Source organism: Ilumatobacteraceae bacterium (genome assembly GCA_033344875.1).
GTDB lineage: Bacteria > Actinomycetota > Acidimicrobiia > Acidimicrobiales > Ilumatobacteraceae > Ilumatobacter.
On sequence record JAWPMO010000001.1, the window covers coordinates 1,892,069 to 1,909,193 of the forward strand.

16 protein-coding genes are annotated in these 17,125 nt (G+C 69.1%); 5 read left to right on the forward strand and 11 right to left on the reverse strand.

Annotation, left to right across the window (positions count from 1 at the left end; all coding sequences use genetic code 11):
• Positions 1-51: 51 nt before the first annotated feature.
• The 7 genes from R8G01_09010 to R8G01_09040 all read right to left on the reverse strand — a co-directional run bounded on the left by R8G01_09010 (position 52) and on the right by R8G01_09040 (position 6,309).
• Complete coding sequence (locus R8G01_09010; protein ID MDW3214121.1) at positions 52-1,149, reverse strand: cupin domain-containing protein; 1,098 nt, start codon at positions 1,147-1,149, stop codon at positions 52-54.
• Positions 1,150-1,153: 4 nt separating this feature from the next.
• Complete coding sequence (locus R8G01_09015) at positions 1,154-1,333, reverse strand: hypothetical protein (GenBank protein ID MDW3214122.1); 180 nt, start codon at positions 1,331-1,333, stop codon at positions 1,154-1,156.
• Positions 1,334-1,338: 5 nt separating this feature from the next.
• Complete coding sequence (locus R8G01_09020) at positions 1,339-1,878, reverse strand: hypothetical protein (protein MDW3214123.1); 540 nt, start codon at positions 1,876-1,878, stop codon at positions 1,339-1,341.
• A complete protein-coding gene (locus tag R8G01_09025; GenBank protein MDW3214124.1) occupies positions 1,875-3,983 on the reverse strand; it encodes a catalase in 2,109 nt (702 codons plus the stop codon). The genes R8G01_09020 and R8G01_09025 overlap by 4 nt, the downstream gene beginning before the upstream one ends.
• A gap of 81 nt (positions 3,984-4,064) precedes the next feature.
• Positions 4,065-4,652, reverse strand: coding sequence for an SAM-dependent methyltransferase (locus tag R8G01_09030; protein MDW3214125.1), 588 nt, complete (start codon positions 4,650-4,652; stop codon positions 4,065-4,067).
• Positions 4,649-5,581, reverse strand: coding sequence for a hypothetical protein (locus R8G01_09035; protein ID MDW3214126.1), 933 nt, complete (start codon positions 5,579-5,581; stop codon positions 4,649-4,651). The genes R8G01_09030 and R8G01_09035 overlap by 4 nt, the downstream gene beginning before the upstream one ends.
• Positions 5,578-6,309: a PIG-L family deacetylase gene (locus R8G01_09040; protein ID MDW3214127.1), complete on the reverse strand. Its 732-nt coding sequence runs from the start codon at positions 6,307-6,309 to the stop codon at positions 5,578-5,580. Before R8G01_09040 ends, R8G01_09035 begins: the two co-directional genes overlap by 4 nt.
• Positions 6,310-6,382: 73 nt before the next feature.
• Here R8G01_09040 and R8G01_09045 point away from each other — a divergent pair, with 73 nt between their 5' ends.
• The gene (locus R8G01_09045; GenBank protein ID MDW3214128.1) at positions 6,383-7,168 is read left to right on the forward strand and encodes a glycosyltransferase; all 786 of its coding nucleotides are present in this window, start codon (positions 6,383-6,385) and stop codon (positions 7,166-7,168) included.
• A 79-nt stretch (positions 7,169-7,247) separates the two neighbouring features.
• The gene (locus tag R8G01_09050; GenBank protein MDW3214129.1) at positions 7,248-7,904 is read left to right on the forward strand and encodes a sigma-70 family RNA polymerase sigma factor; all 657 of its coding nucleotides are present in this window, start codon (positions 7,248-7,250) and stop codon (positions 7,902-7,904) included.
• Between the two features lies 1 nt (position 7,905).
• Here the strand turns inward: R8G01_09050 and R8G01_09055 are convergent, their stop codons facing one another.
• Positions 7,906-8,196, reverse strand: a complete 291-nt coding sequence (locus R8G01_09055) for a hypothetical protein (GenBank protein ID MDW3214130.1) — start codon at positions 8,194-8,196, stop codon at positions 7,906-7,908.
• Between the two features lie 228 nt (positions 8,197-8,424).
• On the opposite strand from R8G01_09055, the gene R8G01_09060 reads away from it, so the two are divergent.
• From R8G01_09060 to R8G01_09070, 3 genes are all read left to right on the forward strand, one after another.
• Positions 8,425-9,324, forward strand: coding sequence for a glucose 1-dehydrogenase (locus tag R8G01_09060; protein ID MDW3214131.1), 900 nt, complete (start codon positions 8,425-8,427; stop codon positions 9,322-9,324).
• Between the two features lie 421 nt (positions 9,325-9,745).
• Positions 9,746-10,381 (forward strand): GDSL-type esterase/lipase family protein, encoded by a 636-nt coding sequence (locus R8G01_09065; GenBank protein ID MDW3214132.1) that lies wholly within the window; start codon positions 9,746-9,748, stop codon positions 10,379-10,381.
• Between the two features lie 62 nt (positions 10,382-10,443).
• Positions 10,444-12,669 (forward strand): hypothetical protein, encoded by a 2,226-nt coding sequence (locus R8G01_09070; GenBank protein ID MDW3214133.1) that lies wholly within the window; start codon positions 10,444-10,446, stop codon positions 12,667-12,669.
• A 550-nt stretch (positions 12,670-13,219) separates the two neighbouring features.
• Here R8G01_09070 and R8G01_09075 read toward each other — a convergent pair.
• The 3 genes from R8G01_09075 to R8G01_09085 are packed head-to-tail and all read right to left on the reverse strand — an operon-like array spanning position 13,220 to position 16,919.
• Entirely contained in the window at positions 13,220-14,203 is a 984-nt protein-coding gene (locus R8G01_09075) for a UDP-glucuronic acid decarboxylase family protein (GenBank protein ID MDW3214134.1), read from the reverse strand.
• Positions 14,200-15,543: a UDP-glucose/GDP-mannose dehydrogenase family protein gene (locus tag R8G01_09080; GenBank protein MDW3214135.1), complete on the reverse strand. Its 1,344-nt coding sequence runs from the start codon at positions 15,541-15,543 to the stop codon at positions 14,200-14,202. Before R8G01_09080 ends, R8G01_09075 begins: the two co-directional genes overlap by 4 nt.
• Positions 15,543-16,919, reverse strand: a complete 1,377-nt coding sequence (locus tag R8G01_09085) for a sugar transferase (GenBank protein ID MDW3214136.1) — start codon at positions 16,917-16,919, stop codon at positions 15,543-15,545. The genes R8G01_09080 and R8G01_09085 overlap by 1 nt, the downstream gene beginning before the upstream one ends.
• Between the last annotated feature and the right edge of the window lie 206 nt (positions 16,920-17,125).

Here is a 17,125-nt window from a genome sequence, read left to right on the forward strand (position 1 = left end):
GGCGACGGTACCGGATCGTCGGGTGGCGGCCGGTCGCGACGCCGGCCGATCTCAGGTCGTCAGGACGATCAGGCCCTCGTCGGCCAGTCGGCGGACGAGTACGAGCCGGTCGTCGGTATCGAGCCCCGGCAGGTCACCGACCTCCAGTCGGTCACCGTCCGGGCCGTCGCTGTCGGCGATCGCGACCAGTGCCGGGGCGACGAAGCCGGGCATCGTCAGCGAGCCACCGTTCCACCGACACCGCACCCGCTCACCGGCCTGCTCGACGATCGGATCCGACGCCGCGACCAGTTCGATCCCGGTGTGTTCGTCGATCGGTCCCCTGGTGACGGCGCGCTCGATGATCCCGCCGGGGTCGCGCCGGGCCGGGCGGCGGACGGCACGCTCGACCTCATCGGCGTCGACGTCCGCCAGCGCTCGGCGGACGCCGTCGAGCGCGGCCGACAGCGTGGTCGACAACGGTGCCGACCGACCGATCGGCACCGGCGGCGCGGTGACCTCCAGCCGGTCGAGCGCTGCCCGCACCAGGCGTGACGGGCCGGGCCGGTGGACGCCCACGGTGACGTGGAGCGAAGGTCGGTCGTGGGTCGAGGCGTCGTGGTGCACACCGGCGGGCAGATAGAGCACCTCACCGACGCGCAGTTCGAACTCGCCGAGACCGTCGACGTCCCAGTGTTTCGACCCGTGGGTCTGCACGACGAACACGTCGTGGCCGTCGGCATGACGGCGGAGACCGCTGGTTCCCGGTGGGGTCAGGTAGGCGTTGCACTGCACCGGCCAACCGATCTCCGCTTCGAGTTCGGCGCACCATGTCGACATGGGCGACCAAGTGCGTTGCAGCGACTGCAACACGATCGTCGCTCCCCGTCGGTACTCGTCGAGCACCTTCGCTGCGTCGGCGACGTCGCGCAGCGTCGTACTGCCGATCCGGGTCGGTGAACAGAAGTCCGCCGACGGGACGCGTCGACCGCCGCGGACGAGACGGATGGCGGGCACCCTCGCCGACGAGGTGATGATGCGATCGACATCGGCGAGCGTGAGGGGAACGGGCGATGCGAGATCGGCATCACCCGTGCGCAACGGTTGCGTCCCCCACACTTCACGGCCGAAGCGGTCGACGTCGCCCACGAGGGCGGCGAGGGTGCTCACCTGGTCAGGCTTCGTCGCCGGTGTCCTTCGAGTGCTCGCCGGGGGCGTCGAGGTTCTCGTCGTCTTCCGTCGGTCCGTCGGCTTCGTCGCCGGTGTCCTTCGAGTGCTCGCCGGGGGCGTCGAGGTTCTCGTCGTCCTCCGTCGGGCCGTTGCGGGTGATGTCGTTGTCTGCCAGGTTGCTCATGGCGATCAGGTACCCGCTTTCGCCGCATTCGATGCACATGATCCGTCGGATTCTTCGCCGCCGACGAACGCGATCGATGTGGCGAGCCGATGGAGGCGCTGGAGCTCCGCGACCTGAGCGTCCGCGCGACTGTCGAGCTCGGCCAGATCGACACCGGCGAGCCGTTGGCTCCCGGCGTACGTCCGCAACGACCGCCAACCGAGCTGCTTGCCGACCACACCGGCGATCAACGCTTCCAGCTCCACCACCCGCGAGAGCGGGCTGGGTCGGACGAGGTTGCCGTTCAGCTTCAGACGGGCGAGCCGCTCGCCGACGACGGCGCCCAGTCGCTTGACGCAGCCGCCGTCGGCCCCCACGCCCTCGCGGACGATGTCGAGGGCGCGCCGGTCGTCGTCGATCTCGTCGGCGAGCGAGACGAGCGATGCGAAGTCGGGCTCGTCGCCGTAGCGATCGGCGAGCCGCCGAGCCAGCGAGACACCACCGGCCGCGCCGGCCCGGTGGTCCTCGAGGTACGTCGAGAGCAGATCGTCGCGCTCGGTGCTCATGAGGCGTCGTCCTGCGCCGGCAGCTCCCGGGCCCACCGGCGAAGATCGCGACACGCTGCCACGAACGCCTCGGCCGACTTCTTCGTGGAACCGAGCGCGAGGTAGCCATCGTCCCGCATCGACTCGTCGAGACCGGCCGCCTCGAGCAGCGGATCGGCGTTGGGTCCGCACGCCACGAATTTCGCGTGGGCGTGTGCGTCGGCGACGAAGTCGCGGGCGGTCGGGGTCGCCGCCATCGTCGCGGCACCGTCTTCGGTGAGGACGATCGCGACCGCGTCGAACAGCACCGACGGTCCACCGTCGACCTGTTCGTCGATCACGAGTTGGTTGCCGTCGCTGTCGGTCACGCCCTCTCGCGTCGGTCCGACGAGCATCAGCTGCGCGCCCTCTGACTTCAGCGCCCGTCGCAGCGCCCGCAACGTCTTCGCGTCGGCCCCGTCGGTCACGAGGGCGCCGACTCGGCGACCGGCGAACGACTCCGGTCCGTTCCGGATGATGCTCAGCGCCGGCGATTCGGGCAGGTCGGTCATCGGCTGCGCCGCCGGCGCGATCCGCTCGGGCACGTCGATGCCGAGGCCGACGGCGACACCGGCCGCGAGGTCGTCGTCGATGTTGCGGAGCTGGCCGACGACACGCTCCCGGATCGCCGGGACCTCGACCTTCGACAGCTCGAACACGAGGGCGTCCTGGAGGTGCTGCTGCTCGACGGGGGTTTGGCTCACGTAGAACTGCCGGGCCTGACTGAAGTGGTCGGCGAACGAGTCGGGGCGGAGACGGCGCTGGTCGCCCTCGACCGCCGAGGCGTGCGACCGGTAGCCGCCCTCGGGATCCTCGCGCGGCCCGCCCTGATCGCCCCACGAGTTCGGCTCGTAGTTGGCGCGACCGACCGGGTTCTTCATGGCCATGTGCCCGTCCTGCTGGAAGTGAGCCATCGGGCACCGGGGCGCGTTGACGGGGAGGTGGGTGAAGTTCGGCGAACCCAACCGCTTGAGCTGCGTGTCGAGGTACGAGAAGTTGCGACCCTGCAACAGCGGGTCGTTCGTGAAGTCGATGCCCGGCACGACGTTCTGGGTGCAGAACGCGACCTGCTCGGTCTCGGCGAAGAAGTTGTCGACCGTCCGGTCGAGCACCATTCGTCCGATCGGACGCACCGGCACCAACTCTTCGGGGATGATCTTCGTGGCGTCGAGGATGTCGAAGTCGAACGAGTCGGCGAAGTCGTCGTCGAAGAGCTGGACGCCGAGTTCCCACTCGGGGTGATCGCCCTGCTGGATCGCGTTCCAGAGATCGCGGCGGTGGAAGTCGGGGTCGGCACCGTTGATCTTGACGGCCTCGTTCCAGACGACCGACTGGAGGCCCTGCTTCGGCTTCCAGTGGAACTTCACATAGGTGCTCTCACCCGCCTCGTTCACGAACCTGAACGAGTGGACGCCGAAGCCCTCCATGAATCGGAACGAGCGCGGGATCGCCCGGTCGGACATGATCCACATGACCATGTGCATCGACTCCGGCATCAGGCCGATGAAGTCCCAGAAGTTGTCGTGCGCGGTCTGTGCCTGCGGGAAGCCCCGATCGGGTTCCGGCTTGGCAGCGTGGATCAGGTCGGGGAACTTCATCGCGTCCTGGATGAAGAAGACCGGGATGTTGTTGCCGACGAGATCCCAGTTGCCTTCCTGCGTGTAGAACTTGACCGCGAAGCCGCGCACGTCGCGCGCAAGGTCGAACGAGCCCTTGTTGCCCGCCACGGTCGAGAACCGGACGAACACGTCGGTGCGCTCTCCGGGCCGCTGGAACAGGTCAGCCCGCGTGACGTCGGCGAGCGACTCGTACGTCTCGAAGTAGCCCTTGGCACCGAATCCGCGGGCGTGAACGACCCGCTCGGGAATCCGTTCGTGGTCGAAGTGGAAGATCTTCTCCCGCATCACGAAGTCCTCGAGCAGCTGTGGTCCGCGCGGGCCGGCCGTCAACGTGTTCTGGTCGTCCGAGATCGGAACGCCCTGCTGGGTGGTGAGTCGGGTGCCGTCCCCGGCCTCGCCGACGACCTGGTGCGTCGCGCCGCCGTCGCCCTGCTCGCCGCTTCGGGCCTTCGAACCTGTTCGTGCCATGGTGACCTCCGGTGTCGTGGGTGTGTCGTGTCTGCGTGTCCGAACGGATTTACCCAAAGGTGTCCGCGGTGATGCATCCACTCAGGTCCGGCGCCACACCCCGAGCTCGAACGAGTCGTCGAGGTACGTGACCACGCGGGCGAGCCCGGGGACGCGGTCCAGCCAGGACGCGACCTCACACCCCCGCATCGGGTAGTCGGTCTCGCCGGTGTAGTGAACCGCGAGCACGTCGCCACCGGGAGCGACACGGCGCCGCAGCTCCGCACCCGCGACCTCGCGCCCTGGCTCACTGAGGTAGTAGGCGATCTCCGACAGGACGAGGAGGTCGATCGGCTCGTCCGGCCACCAGGCAGGAAATGCCGCACAGTCGACCGTCACGTGCGGCTGACCGACGAGACGACGACGCGCCCGTTCGGCGACCTCGGGGACGAGGTCGGTCGCGACGAGGCGGCCGCAACGGGGTGCCAGCAGTTCCGTGAGGGCACCGTTGGCGCAGCCGGGCTCGAACGCGCACGCGTACCTCGGCTCGGGCAGCGCTGCGAGTGACAGGGCGTACTTCCGGCGCTCGTACCACCGACGGTCGAAGCCCCACGGATCGTCGTCGCCGTCGTACATGTCGCGGAAGTACTCGGTGTCGTGGTGCAACCGTGTGCCGTCCGGCGTGCTCACGTGCCGGCCGCCAGGGCTTCGAGATCGGCGCGACCGTGATGCTGCCGGAGGTACAGCTGGACGTCGGCGATGCGCCGGCCGGCACCGCCGTGCTCGACCATGGGTCGGGGCCCGTATGCCCGCATGAACGTGTCGACGACACCGGTGGCGAGTTCGTGGATCGCGTGTCGCAGGGCACGCGCGCGCCACCGCGCGGCGTCGAGATCGTCGGGCGTTCGGTCGGCCTCGTCGCCGGCTTGCCGGAGCAGTGCCCGCATCGACCAGACGTCGGCTTCGATCGCTCCGGCAGCCGCGAGCCGGTGGGGATCGCCGCCACTCGTCCGCTCGGACATGAGGCCGGCCGCTCCCCCGCCCCAGCAGGCCGCTGGGCCGCACGCACCGTGCCAGAACCCCGGGCGTTCGAGATACCAGTCCGGCGGACCGACCGTCTCGACGTCGTCGGCGGCGTCGAAACACACCGTGCCCGTGTTGGTCGCGACGAGGCCCTGGTTGTGCCAGTCGATCGTCGCCGTGCGACGCCCGTCGTCGGAGTGCCACCGATCTCCCACGGGGTCGACGGCGACGGCGGCATCGACGAGTTGCCGTCGCCCGTCGCACATCACCTCGATCAGTGCGCGGTCGACGAGCCCGACACCCGAGGCGAACGACTTGACCCCGCGCAGGGAGCCGTCGACGAGTTCGACGTCGCGGCCGTCGGGCCGGACCGACGCCCACACGCCGTACAGCGCACCCGGGCGCGGCGCGTGCCCGGCCTCGGCGAGGATCGCGGTCGCGTCGAGGTGCGCTTCGCAGAGCCGGGCTCCACTCACGTCGCCCGCCGCGGCGAGGTCGAACAGCGCGAGCCACCGAACACCGGTCGCGCCGTCGCCGGGTACCCGGCTGGTCGGCAGCGAGCGCACGGCGGCCACGAGGTCACCACGTGCGGTCACACCGCCACCCCGTCCGACTCCCCGACGATCACGTACTCGCTCGGCCAGTTGGCGATTGCGAGTTCGACCTCACCCAGCACGGGATCGTCGGCGACCTCTGCCGTGACCTGGCTGCGGTGCGATGCGATGGCGGCTCGTTTGCGGGCGCGCTCGTCGGCGGTCAGGGCGAGCGATCGCAACTCGACGTGTGCACCTGCCCGGTCGCGCAGCATCGACCAGAACAGGCCCGACACGACGGTCACCGGCCGGGGCACCGCGCCGGCGGCGCGTGCGGCCGCTCGGCCGCACGCCTCGTGGTCGGTGTGGTGGTCGTGGCTCCACGGGGCCAGCACCACGTCGATCGCGTGGCGTGCGATCGCGGTGGCGATGGCCGCCCCCAGGTCGGGTTCGCGATTCGCGACTTCGCCGTCGGGCAGACCGAGGCGCGTCAGCGGAGCACCGAGCAGTCCCAGCGCACCGAGCGCGTCGGCCTGCTCGGTGCGCCGGAGCGCGCCCAGCCTTTCGCCGTCGGCGACGTCGGGGTAGGCGGCGCCGCCGTCGGTGACCGCGATCACGTGCACCGGGTCGGTTCGGCCTGCGAGGCGCGCGAGGTGACCGCCGAACATGAGCGCTTCGTCGTCGGGGTGTGGTGCCACCACGAGGTAGCGACCGCCCGGTGGGGTCCACGGTCGGGCCCGTGCGATCGCGTCGGACCACCCCGGGGCGAGCGGGTCGGCGCACTCCGTCATGCACAGGCTCTACCCCGTCCCGGTCGGGTTGAAGCGCCTGCGTCAAGTCGACCGGAAGTGGGTAGTCGAAGGCGTGCCCATTCCCCAGCGTCGAACCCACCCCCCGACGATCCGGCGCGTCGGGATCGTGCTGCCCGCTCGCGACGAAGCCGGTCGCGTCGCCGACGCGATCGTCGCGATCGGCGAAGCGGCCGCGGCGGTCGTCCACCGCGTCGACGTGTCGGTCATGGTCGTCGACCACGGCAGCACCGACGCGACCCGAGTCGAAGCGGAGCGCGCCCTCGACGTCATCCGGCAGCGTGTAACCCGCGCCGGGTTGGTCTCCGCGACGCGAGGCGGGGTGGGAACCGCACGCCACATCGGAATCCGGGCGCTCACCGACGGCTGGGAGGACCCTGCGGCTACGTGGTTGCTGTCGACCGACGCCGACTCACGTGTCCGCCCCGACTGGATCCGCCGGTATCTCCGTCATGCCGAAGCGGGCACCATGGCGGTCGCCGGGATCGTCGATCTGTTCGATGACGGCGAGGCCGACGATTTCCGTGACCGTTGGCGTTGCGACTACGGCTCGACGCTCATGGCCGACGGTCGCCACCCGCACGCCCACGCGGCCAACCTCGGTGTCCGACTCGACGCCTACCGGAGCGTCGGTGGATTCCGTGATGTCGGGCCGGCCGACGACCGCGACCTCTGGAGCCGTCTCCGACAGCGCGGTGTCGAACCGGTCGCCGACGCATCGATCGTGGTCGACACCAGCGGACGCCGGGCGGGACGGGTGCCGACCGGGTTCGCCCACGCGCTGGCGACGCTGTACCCGGCCGGCCGGGACCGTCTGGGCGACCGACCGCTGGCGGGCTGACCGTCGGGTCCGCTCACCCCATCGGGTGAAACGCGACCGGGCGGCGTAGTTCCGTCGACGGTTGGGTAACCGACCCGGCGTGACACTCACCTCCGACTCCGATCGACGGACTCCGAGGCGCTGCGCCGAAGAGCTGTTCGAGCAACACCGCGACCTGGCGAGCTCGATCGCACGGCGGTACGCGACGACGCCACACGCGGCCGACATCGGTCAGGTCGCCGACATCGCGCTGTGGAGCGCAGCGACGCGATTCGACCCGGCTCGTGGCGCGTTCGAAGGCTTCGCGGCCGTCACGATCTCCGGCGAGATCAAGAAGTTCCTGCGTTGCGCCGGGTGGGCGGTCCGTGTCGGACGTCGGCGCCAGGAGGACGCTCTCCGGCTTCGACAGGTGGCGGACGACCTGACGGTGCGACTCGCCCGCACGCCCGACCGATCGGACCTGGCCGATGCGACGGGATGGACCATCGGACGCGTCGACGACGCGATCCGGTGCAGCGCGGCCCGGTTCAGCGAACCCGCGAGCCATCACCTCGGCATGGATGTCGTCGACGTGGCGGAGTCGTTCGAGTCGATGATCGAACTCCTGCCCGATCTCGAACGCTCGATCGTGCGGATGACGTACGTCGGGGGTCTGACCCAGCGAGAGATCGGTGAGCACCTCGCGATCTCCCAGACCATGGTGCACCGGCGGCTCCGGCGGGCGCACCGGTTGCTGGCGGTGTCGCTCGCGACCTGAGTCAGTCGGTCTCGAACAACCCGTTCAGTTCGACGACCTCGCGCACCCAGGCCACCGAACCCGGCGCCTGACCCTTCATCTTCGGCGTGATGGCGAGTTCGCCCACGAACAGCGCCGTGTCGGCCGGCAGCCGCCACTTGATCTCGTGGTAGAGCCGCGACTGGGTCAACGACGAGGTCACGAGGAGGTGACGAGCAGCGAGCGCGGTGCCCTCCCCCAGATCGGTGAGGTCGAGATCGTGCGCGTCGGCCTCGTCGTCGAGCACGACGGTGTACAACCGGACGACTTCCATGGCACGAATGTCTCCGGCGGCCATCGTGCCGAAACCCCTCCGACGATGGCCCGGAGCCCCGCCCCCGCTCGGCGGCGACAGGTACGACCGGGTGAAAGACGACGTCCCCACTCATCACCGACGCCGCATCGGCCGCGTGCCGGCCGGCACCGCACCAGCGCTGGACCGCTCGATCGTGACCCCGTCGACCTCGGATTCGGTGCCGGCGCAGTGGGGTACTCCATCGGCATGAACGACGAGACAACCGTTCCGGACGACACGACCGATCCGCGCGAAGGACAGGGCGGGCCACCTGCCCAGTCGATCGACCACCCCGGCACGAGCGCCCAGCTGGAACCTGCACCCGACCACGGCGAGGACACGTACGAGGGTGCCGGTCGCCTGACCGATCGGGTGGCGATCATCACCGGTGGCGACTCGGGGATCGGGCGGGCCACCACGATCGCCTTCGCCCGGGAAGGCGCCGACGTCGTGGTCGTCCACCTGCCAGGCGAGGCCGAAGACGCCGCCGAGGTGGCACGGCTCGTCGACGCTGCGGGTCGCTCGGCGCTGACGATCGCCGCCGATCTACGTGAGCACGAGGCCTGTCGTATGGTCGTCGACCGGACGGTCGAGCGGTTCGGACGACTCGACATCCTGGTGAACAACGCCGCCTACCAGTGTGCGCTCACCGACGGGTTCGTCTCGCTCAGCGCCGAGCAACTCGAGCGCACGTTCCGCACCAACGTGTTCGCGACCGTGTGGCTCACGCAGGCCGCGCTCGACCACATGCCGCCCGGGTCGACGGTGATCAACACCGCGTCGATCCAGGCCTACGACCCGTCGCCCGACCTCGTCGACTACGCGTGCACGAAGGCGGCCATCGTCAACCTCACGCGCGCGTTGGGCGTCCAGCTGGCCGATCGCGGCATCCGCGTCAACGCGGTCGCCCCGGGCCCGGTGTGGACACCGCTGATTCCCGCCACGATGCCGCCCGACCGGGTCAAGGGGTTCGGTGAGGACACACCGCTCGGCCGCCCCGGTCAGCCGGCCGAGCTGGCGCCGACCTTCGTGTTCCTGGCCTCGGACGCATCGACCTACATCACCGGCGAGACGATCGCAGTCACCGGCGGCCGTCCGACGCCATGATCCACCGCCGGCGCTCGTCGTCATGTGGGTCAACCAGATCGCCCGCCGGCCAGCCGCCACGGCCCAGGTTCAGGTCAACTGTGTCTCGTCGCCGGGCGTGTCGACCACCGCGGTGCACAGTGGCGCTCGGCTCCAGCCGGCCCTCGCCATCACGGGACGATTGAATCAGGACGGCCGATCTCGGAGGCACCAAGGGCTCGGGTCGGCGACGGGCTGGCCCGATGGCGATGTGTACCAACCGTCAGGTGGTGCGGGACCGTCTGACGGACCCGGCTGTTCAGCAACTCGAACAGTGACAACGACACGTCGTCCTTGGCGGACCGGCCGACATACAGTGCAGCATGGCGGATTATCGGACCCGCTTCGGCGACTCCCGCGACATCGGCCGCGCCCGCGGGAGCGGCCCCTGGGTGGGTTCACCATGACTCGCCGGACCGTCGTCTCCATCGTTGCGATCGCCGTCGCGATCATGACGGTAGGAGGACTTGTGCTGCGTGAACGCCAGTCGCGCCCTGATCATGACGACCCGTTCGACTCGAACAGCGTCGTGATGCTGGGCGACAGCATCACCGAACAGGTCGACTGGTCGTCGCTGCTGGGGCCGTCGGTCGTCAACCGTGGCTTCTCCGGCTACACCACCGCCCAGCTGGTCCCCGTCGCCCGGAATCTGGCTACGGCCCAGCCGCGGATGGTGTTCGTGCTGACCGGAACCAACGACATTCGCGACGATCACCCGCCGTCGTGGACCGTACGTCACCTCGACGCGATCCTGACAGCGTTGGCGACACGATCACCGACGACACGTGTCGTCGTGCAGTCGGTGCTTCCGCGCGCCGACGTCCCGGCCGCAGTCGATGCGGTGAACGCCGCGATCATGCACCTCGCCGACGAACGGGACGTGGAGTTTCTCGATCTGCACGCGTCGTTCGACGACGGCGCCGGCGGGCTTCGTCGGGCTGACACGACCGACGGCATCCACTTGACATCGGCCGCATACGCGCGCTGGGCGGAACTGGTCCGTCGTACGGCCGAGCAATCCGCGACGTTCGACGGGTGACGCCCCTTCGCCACGGCACGACGGGGATGACGCGACTCCCGACCGCCAGTACTGTCCTCCATATGGATCGGCCGGTGGGCAACGAGGCGACCCCTCAGTTGCCGCCGCGCGACCCGCACGCGGTCAGCGACGAACAGGCGCAACTCGACCTCGCGACGGGTGACTCCTCAGCGGCTGCGATGCGACGCGTCGAGTGGCAGCCCTACGATGAACCCGAGCTGCTCCCGCTGGTCGGCGCGAAACGGGCGCTGATCGCTGCCCGGACGATTGTCGGGGCGTGGGCGGTCGCGCTGCTGGTCGTCGCCGTCGTCGTCCGACGAAACGCTCCCACCGATATGGCCGGCAACGGAGTGCGGGCCGTCGGTGCGGTCGGGATCGTGGCGGCGGTCGGTGCCGCAGTCACCGGTTGGTACTGGTCCGACCGGCTGACGCAGAACGTGCACCGGCTGGGTAGCCGCCTGCCACCTCGACGGCGGTGTGTCAGCGCCTGGGCGTCGCCGATGGTGTGGGCGGGCGTGCTCGGTGCGACCGTGCTGCAGCTCGCCCCGACCGAGCTCATCGACGTGCGCCCCGTGATCGCCATCACGATCTTCACAGCGGCGGTGGCGCGACCGTACGCCCTGTGTCGACGGTTGGTGAAGTCGCTCTCCCGCGTCGATTCCGACGTGCTGATCGGCACCGCATTCGTCTTGGACCTGGCCGGGTTCGGGCTCGTGTGGTGGCAACTCTGGACCTGGCCCGGGCAGCTCACCCAGGCGGATCTCGGCGCGGCCGACACACTGATCGGACTCGGTGGAGCAGCGATGGTCGCGCTCGCCACCAATGTCATCGTGTGGCACCTGCTGCTGCGAGATGTCGACGCCAAGGTGGTGCACCGCACCATCGCGCTCCGCACGCGCGACGAACACCGTCAACTTCGGCTTCGTGGCATCGACCCGATGGACCCGGAAGTGAGATGGGCCCTGCTGAGGACCCGTCAGGAGGAGTACGCGGCCGAGCGACGGGTTGCCGAGCAAGAGTCGTCCGTTGCCGAGCGAACCACCGCCCACGCTGGCCCCGCCAACCTGTCGACCGACGAGCGTCGAGCCGACGACACCGCCGCCCCCTCGACAGGCGACGCCGAGGCTGCCGCCGACGCGGTCGCCGACCGCATCCGCGACCGACTACGCCTCGCGGCCGAGGCGCCACCGAAGTCGGCGCCCGATGCCGACCTCGAAGACCCTGAGGTCGACGTGGTAGCACCGTCGCCTCCGCCGGACCGACGCCTCGACGTCGTCGCGCGACTCGCCAGCCGGGCCGCAGCGTCACGTCGACCCACCGATGACTCCACACGTCGACAGGCGAAGCCCGTCGGGAGCCACGACCGACGAGCCGTCGAGCCACCGGCCCGCGACCGTCTGGAGCGGATCGCCCGGCGGCTCGGAGAGAGCGAGCACCGCGACTCCGACGAAACCGTCCTCGACCGACTGGCGCGATACGGCATCAGCCCCCCGGCCGAGGCGGAACCGATCCCCGACCGCTCGCTCGACGGCCCCGTCGACCCGGGCGAGTTGGTTGGCCCGGGCCTGACCGTGCAGCGGTTGTACCTGCTCGAGCTCGTGCGATACCTCGTCCTGCTCTCGCTGGCGGCGATCGCCGCCGCGGCCGCTTGGCTGATCACGCGCACCGTCACGATCGAGCTCGTCGACGGAACGATCCCTGCGCCGGATGTCAAGCGACTCGAACTCGCGCGCCGGCTCACCGTGGGCGCGTTGGCCATCTCGCTCGCGCTCGCATCGCTGTGGGCAGCTGCAGTCGGCCGTTGGTCCCGCCGGAGCGGGGCGGAGGACACCTCGGCGGGTCGGGATCTCGCGCTGTTCGGCGTCGCGGCGACCGCGAACGTGGTGATGATCGTGGCCACTTCGGACCGGCCCGGCACCAGCTCGCTCGCCATGCTCGTCTGTCTCACGACGGCCACCTGGTCGATCTCCGGCATCGTCCGGGTCCAGGACTGGTTCCGCCGCCGGTCGACGCTGACCACGGCCTGGCTCTGGATGCTGGCGATTCTGAGTCTCACGTCGTGGGTCGGCCGGTTCCTCCAGCCGATCGAGGCGCGGGACGAGGTCGAGCTGATCACCTTCACCGGCGCCGCGGTCAGCATCACTGCTGCGGTCGCCGTCGTGCTTGCCGGACTCGCCACGGCGGACATCGAAGAAGCGATCCGGTTCTCCCACCCACCCGAGGACGAGTCCGAGCCCGATGTCCGCACCATGTTGCCGTTCGGCTCCCACATCTCCGGCCCATCCTGAAGGCCGCTCGAACACGCCGAGCAGCCACGGTGGCGCGGTGCGCGAGGTGGCGGAAGCGGACGGCTGGAGCGTGTTCGCACACCTCGTGGTGGTGGGTTCGACGCTGCTCGCTTTCCATCGCGACCGACGTCGCCATCTCGGCGATGCCGGATGACCGACCTTCTGGCTCTGGTCCACGGGCTCCGGTTCGCCATAGCGGCCGGCCACCTCCGTGCGTCGATGGTCGGCCTCGTGCGCCATTCGGCTTCGACACCGGTTGGGACGACGGTCGCAGGTCGCTGCAGACGGTGGTCGTGTCGTTCACCAGGGTGCGCTCCGTCTGTATTCCGCGATGCACATCGGCACATCGGCACATCGATGGAGTTCTGCCTTCTCGCGTTCGTGACGTTCTGGTCACCAGCGCGTCGCCCGATCGACCCCGCGTCTCGGTGTCAGGCCGGGTCGTCGATGACCGACCATGAGGATCTGCGTCGGAGTTGCACGCGCCGCTCCGTTCGCTCACGGAGCGGAAGGTCGTCGCGTCGGTTGCGCGTCGAGGGCGTGCCAGGGGTCAACCGATGCCGGTTGCTGCCGGCTGACGCTCGCGAAACCAGGCGATGGTCCGTTCGAGCCCGTCACCCAGTTGAATGGTCGGTTCCCATCCCAGACGATCGCGTGCGATCGCGATGTCGGGCTGCCTCAACTTGGGATCGTCGGACGGCAGCGCACGTTGCTCGATCGTCGAGCTCGATCCGGTGAGTTCGAGCACGAGCTCCGCGAACTCGACCATCGTGAACTCGGCGGGGTTTCCGACGTTGACCGGGCCCGTCAGCGGCCCCTCGAGCACGGCCAGCAACCCCCGCACCTCATCGTCGACGTAGCAGAAACTCCGTGTCTGGCTGCCGTCGCCGAACACCGTCAGCGGATCGCCGCGCAGCGCCTGGTTCACGAAGTTGGTGACGACCCGACCGTCGTCGGCCTGCATGCGCGGACCGTAGGTGTTGAAGATCCGAGCGATCCGGATGTCGAGGCCGTGGGAGCGGTGGTAAGCCATCGTGAGCGCCTCAGCGAACCGCTTCGCCTCGTCGTACACCGATCGCTCACCGATCGGGTTCACGTTGCCCCAATACGTCTCGGGTTGCGGGTGCACCAGTGGATCGCCGTACACCTCGCTGGTCGACGCGAGGAAGAAACGTGCGCCGTGGGTGCGCGCGAGTTCGAGGAGCTGGCGGGTGCCGATGCTGCCGACGTCGAGGGTGTCGATCGGGCGCCGCAGGTACTCGGGCGGCGATGCCGGGCTGGCGAGATGGAGCACCCGGGTGACCGGCTCTGACCCCCAGGCCGAGCGCACGATCTCGTCGAGGCCGGGCCGGACGACGTCGTGCTCGACGAACTGGAATCGGTCGTGACCGACGAGGTGGGCGACGTTGTCGGTCGTGCCGGTGCTGCAGTCGTCGACGCACAGCACGTGGTCGCCACGCTCGATGAGCAGGTCGCACAGGTGCGACCCGAGAAAGCCGGCCCCACCGGCGACGACGGAGCGGTGGGCGCTCATGACCGACCCACGCCGTCGTAGTAGAGCCCGGCGGCGCGACAGGCGGCGCCGTCGAGCAGGTTCCGGCAGTCGACCACCGCGTCGCCACGCATCACGGCGGCGACCTTGTCGAGGTCGAGCTCGGTGAATTCAGGCCATTCGGTGAGCACCACCGTCACGTCCGCACCATCGATCGCGTCGAGCGCCGACGCCTGGAGTTCGAAGCCGGCGAGGCGATCGTGCTGCACGGCATTGAGATCACCGGTCGTGGTCGGGTCGTACGCCCGGATGGTGGCGCCGCGTGCCCGCAAGGTCTCGAGCACGCGCAGGCTGGGCGACTCGCGCAGATCGTCGGTACCCGCCTTGAACGTCAGCCCGAGTGCACCGACCACGACGCCGTCGAGTGCAACCCCGCGACGGGCGGCACGCATCACCTTGTCGACCATCCGCTGGTACTGCTGTTCGTTGATGTCGATCACGCCGCGCATCAGCGAGAAGTCGTAGCCGTGCTCGGCGGCAGTCGACACGAGCGCACGTGAATCCTTGGGGAAGCAGCTGCCACCCCAACCCGGACCCGGCTGCAGGAATGACGTACCGATCCGGTGGTCGGACCCGATGCCGTCGACCACGCTCGCCACGTCCGCGCCGACGTGTTCGCACAGGGCTGCGACGCTGTTGACGAACGAGATCTTCATGGCGAGAAAGCCGTTGGCGGCGTACTTGATCAGTTCGGCCGAGGTGGGGTCGGTGAACACGAACTCGGTGTCGAGTGCTGCGTACAGCGAGGCGACGACCTGGGCGGCGCGCTCGTCGTCGGATCCGATCACCACGCGGTCGGGATGGAGGAAGTCGTGGACCGCTGTGCCTTCGCGGAGGAACTCGGGGTTCGACACCACCGTCACGTCGGTTCGGTCGAGCGTCTCGCCGACGATGTGGAACGAACCGACCGGCACGGTCGACTTGTTCACCACCACCGCCCCAGGTCGGAGCATCGGCCCGATCTCGGCGGCCGCCGCACGGACGTAGCTGAGGTCGGCCGACCCGTCATCGTCCTGTGGTGTCGGAACACAGAGGAACACGACATCGGCATCGGATGCCGATTCGTTGCCGACCTCGAACGTGAGGCGGCGGGATTCGAGTGAGGGCCTGAGCAGGTCGGCGAGTCCGTGCTCGACGATCGGCACCTCACCGCTTCGCAGCAGTTCGACCTTGGCCGCATCGATGTCACAGCAAGAGACCCGCGCCCCGAGGTGGGCCAGGCACGCACCCGTGGTCAGCCCGACGTATCCGGTGCCGATGATGGCGACGCGCAACCCGCTGGATTCGGTCATGTCGTGTGCGATCCGCTCGTGATCGGTCATCAGACGGCACCCCGGCCCAGCGCGACCACACCGACGGTGCGTAGACAGATGCGGAGATCGTGCAACAGCGACCAGTTGTCGACGTAGTAGAGGTCGAGGCGTCGGTACTGCTCGAACGACGAATCGGAACGTCCCGACACCTGCCACATCCCGGTCAGACCGGGCAGCACGCGGAGGCGGTCGCGGAGGGACTCGTCCCACTCGTCCACCTCGTCGGGAAGGGCGGGACGCGGCCCTACCATGCTCATCGAGCCTCGGATCACGCACAACAGTTGCGGGAGTTCGTCGATCGACAGTTTGCGCAGCAGCCGGCCGATCCTGGTGATCCGCGGATCGTGAGCCATCTTGAAGAGCGGTCCGTCCGCTTCGTTCTGATCGAGCAACTCGAGCCGACGAGCCTCGGCATCGACGACCATCGTGCGGAGCTTGAGGATCGTGAACAGCTCGCCGTCGCGGCCGACACGGGTCTGGCGGAACAGCACCGGTCCGGACGAGTCGAGTTTGATGGCGATGATGGCCGCCAGCCAGAGCGGCGCCGTCATCAACAGGACGAGGGCGGCGGTCGTGACGTCGAACACACGCTTGGCATCGGCCCGCCAGCCGTTGCGGATGACCGGTTCGACGTAGATCATCGTGCGACCATCGATCGCCTGGGGGCGCAGCCGCGTCACGTCGATGTCGGCCAGGCTCGACGAGATCGCGACGTGGTAGCCGTGGTCGGTCAGGCGGCGGGTCAGTTGGTTCACGTCACGATCCTCGATCGACGACAGCGACACCACGACGCCGACGGCCTGGTGCGCCTCGAGGATCTCGCCGAGCGCATCGATCGGGCCGAGCACCTCGACACCGCCACGGTTGCCGATGTCGTCGTCTCCGACGAACCCGACGACCTGATAGCCGAGGTCCGGGTTGCGCTGATAAGTGTGCAAGAGACCGATCGCGTGGGCGTCGGTGCCGACGATGACGATACGACGACAGAGGCGGCCTTCGTGGCGGAGCCGGGCGAACACCTTGCGAGCGATCGCGCGCTCGACGAGCAGGAACCCGGTGACTGCGACCATGACGGCCACCACCCACAGACGGGACAACGTCTGGAACTTCAGCGCGAACCCGAAGGTGACCATGACGGCCACACCGATGCCGACGGTGAGGACGATGTTCACCGCTTCCTGTGAACGCCGCTCGTTGGCGCGGGCCCGGTGCAGGAGCGTCGTGGCAGCGCCGAAGGCGAAGCCCGGCAGGCTGAGCACCATGAGCAGCATGTGGAAGGCGACGATGCGATCGGTGGTCGGCCTGACAGTCTGGAGCACGACGAACGCCGTGGCGAAGCCGGCGAGCACGGCCACGAAGTCGGCGAGCACGAGGCGACGTCGCACGGACGCACCGGCATCGCCCGCTGTCACATCTGTGAACTCGAGATTGTCAACTCGATGTGAAGTATTGTGGTCCCCCGCTTCCGGGTTTCGTACCGCCAACTGCCCGCTCATTTTGATCATCTGCCCCTTCCGCCGGGTTCAATGACCATTCCTACCACCAAGAAAGGCCGGGGATCCAGGTTATTCTCTCAGTTTCCGGGCCGTTC

Bases quoted from the DNA above. Each gene is read 5' to 3' on its own strand.
- R8G01_09015 (MDW3214122.1), bottom strand. From the start codon at position 1,333: ATGAGCAACCTGGCAGACAACGACATCACCCGCAACGGCCCGACGGAG.
- R8G01_09020 (MDW3214123.1), bottom strand. From the start codon at position 1,878: ATGAGCACCGAGCGCGACGATCTGCTCTCGACGTACCTCGAGGACCAC.
- R8G01_09025 (MDW3214124.1), bottom strand. From the start codon at position 3,983: ATGGCACGAACAGGTTCGAAGGCCCGAAGCGGCGAGCAGGGCGACGGC.
- R8G01_09040 (MDW3214127.1), bottom strand. From the start codon at position 6,309: ATGACGGAGTGCGCCGACCCGCTCGCCCCGGGGTGGTCCGACGCGATC.
- R8G01_09055 (MDW3214130.1), bottom strand. From the start codon at position 8,196: ATGGAAGTCGTCCGGTTGTACACCGTCGTGCTCGACGACGAGGCCGAC.
- R8G01_09060 (MDW3214131.1), top strand. From the start codon at position 8,425: ATGAACGACGAGACAACCGTTCCGGACGACACGACCGATCCGCGCGAA.
- R8G01_09065 (MDW3214132.1), top strand. From the start codon at position 9,746: ATGACTCGCCGGACCGTCGTCTCCATCGTTGCGATCGCCGTCGCGATC.
- R8G01_09070 (MDW3214133.1), top strand. From the start codon at position 10,444: ATGGATCGGCCGGTGGGCAACGAGGCGACCCCTCAGTTGCCGCCGCGC.
- R8G01_09075 (MDW3214134.1), bottom strand. From the start codon at position 14,203: ATGAGCGCCCACCGCTCCGTCGTCGCCGGTGGGGCCGGCTTTCTCGGG.
- R8G01_09080 (MDW3214135.1), bottom strand. From the start codon at position 15,543: ATGACCGATCACGAGCGGATCGCACACGACATGACCGAATCCAGCGGG.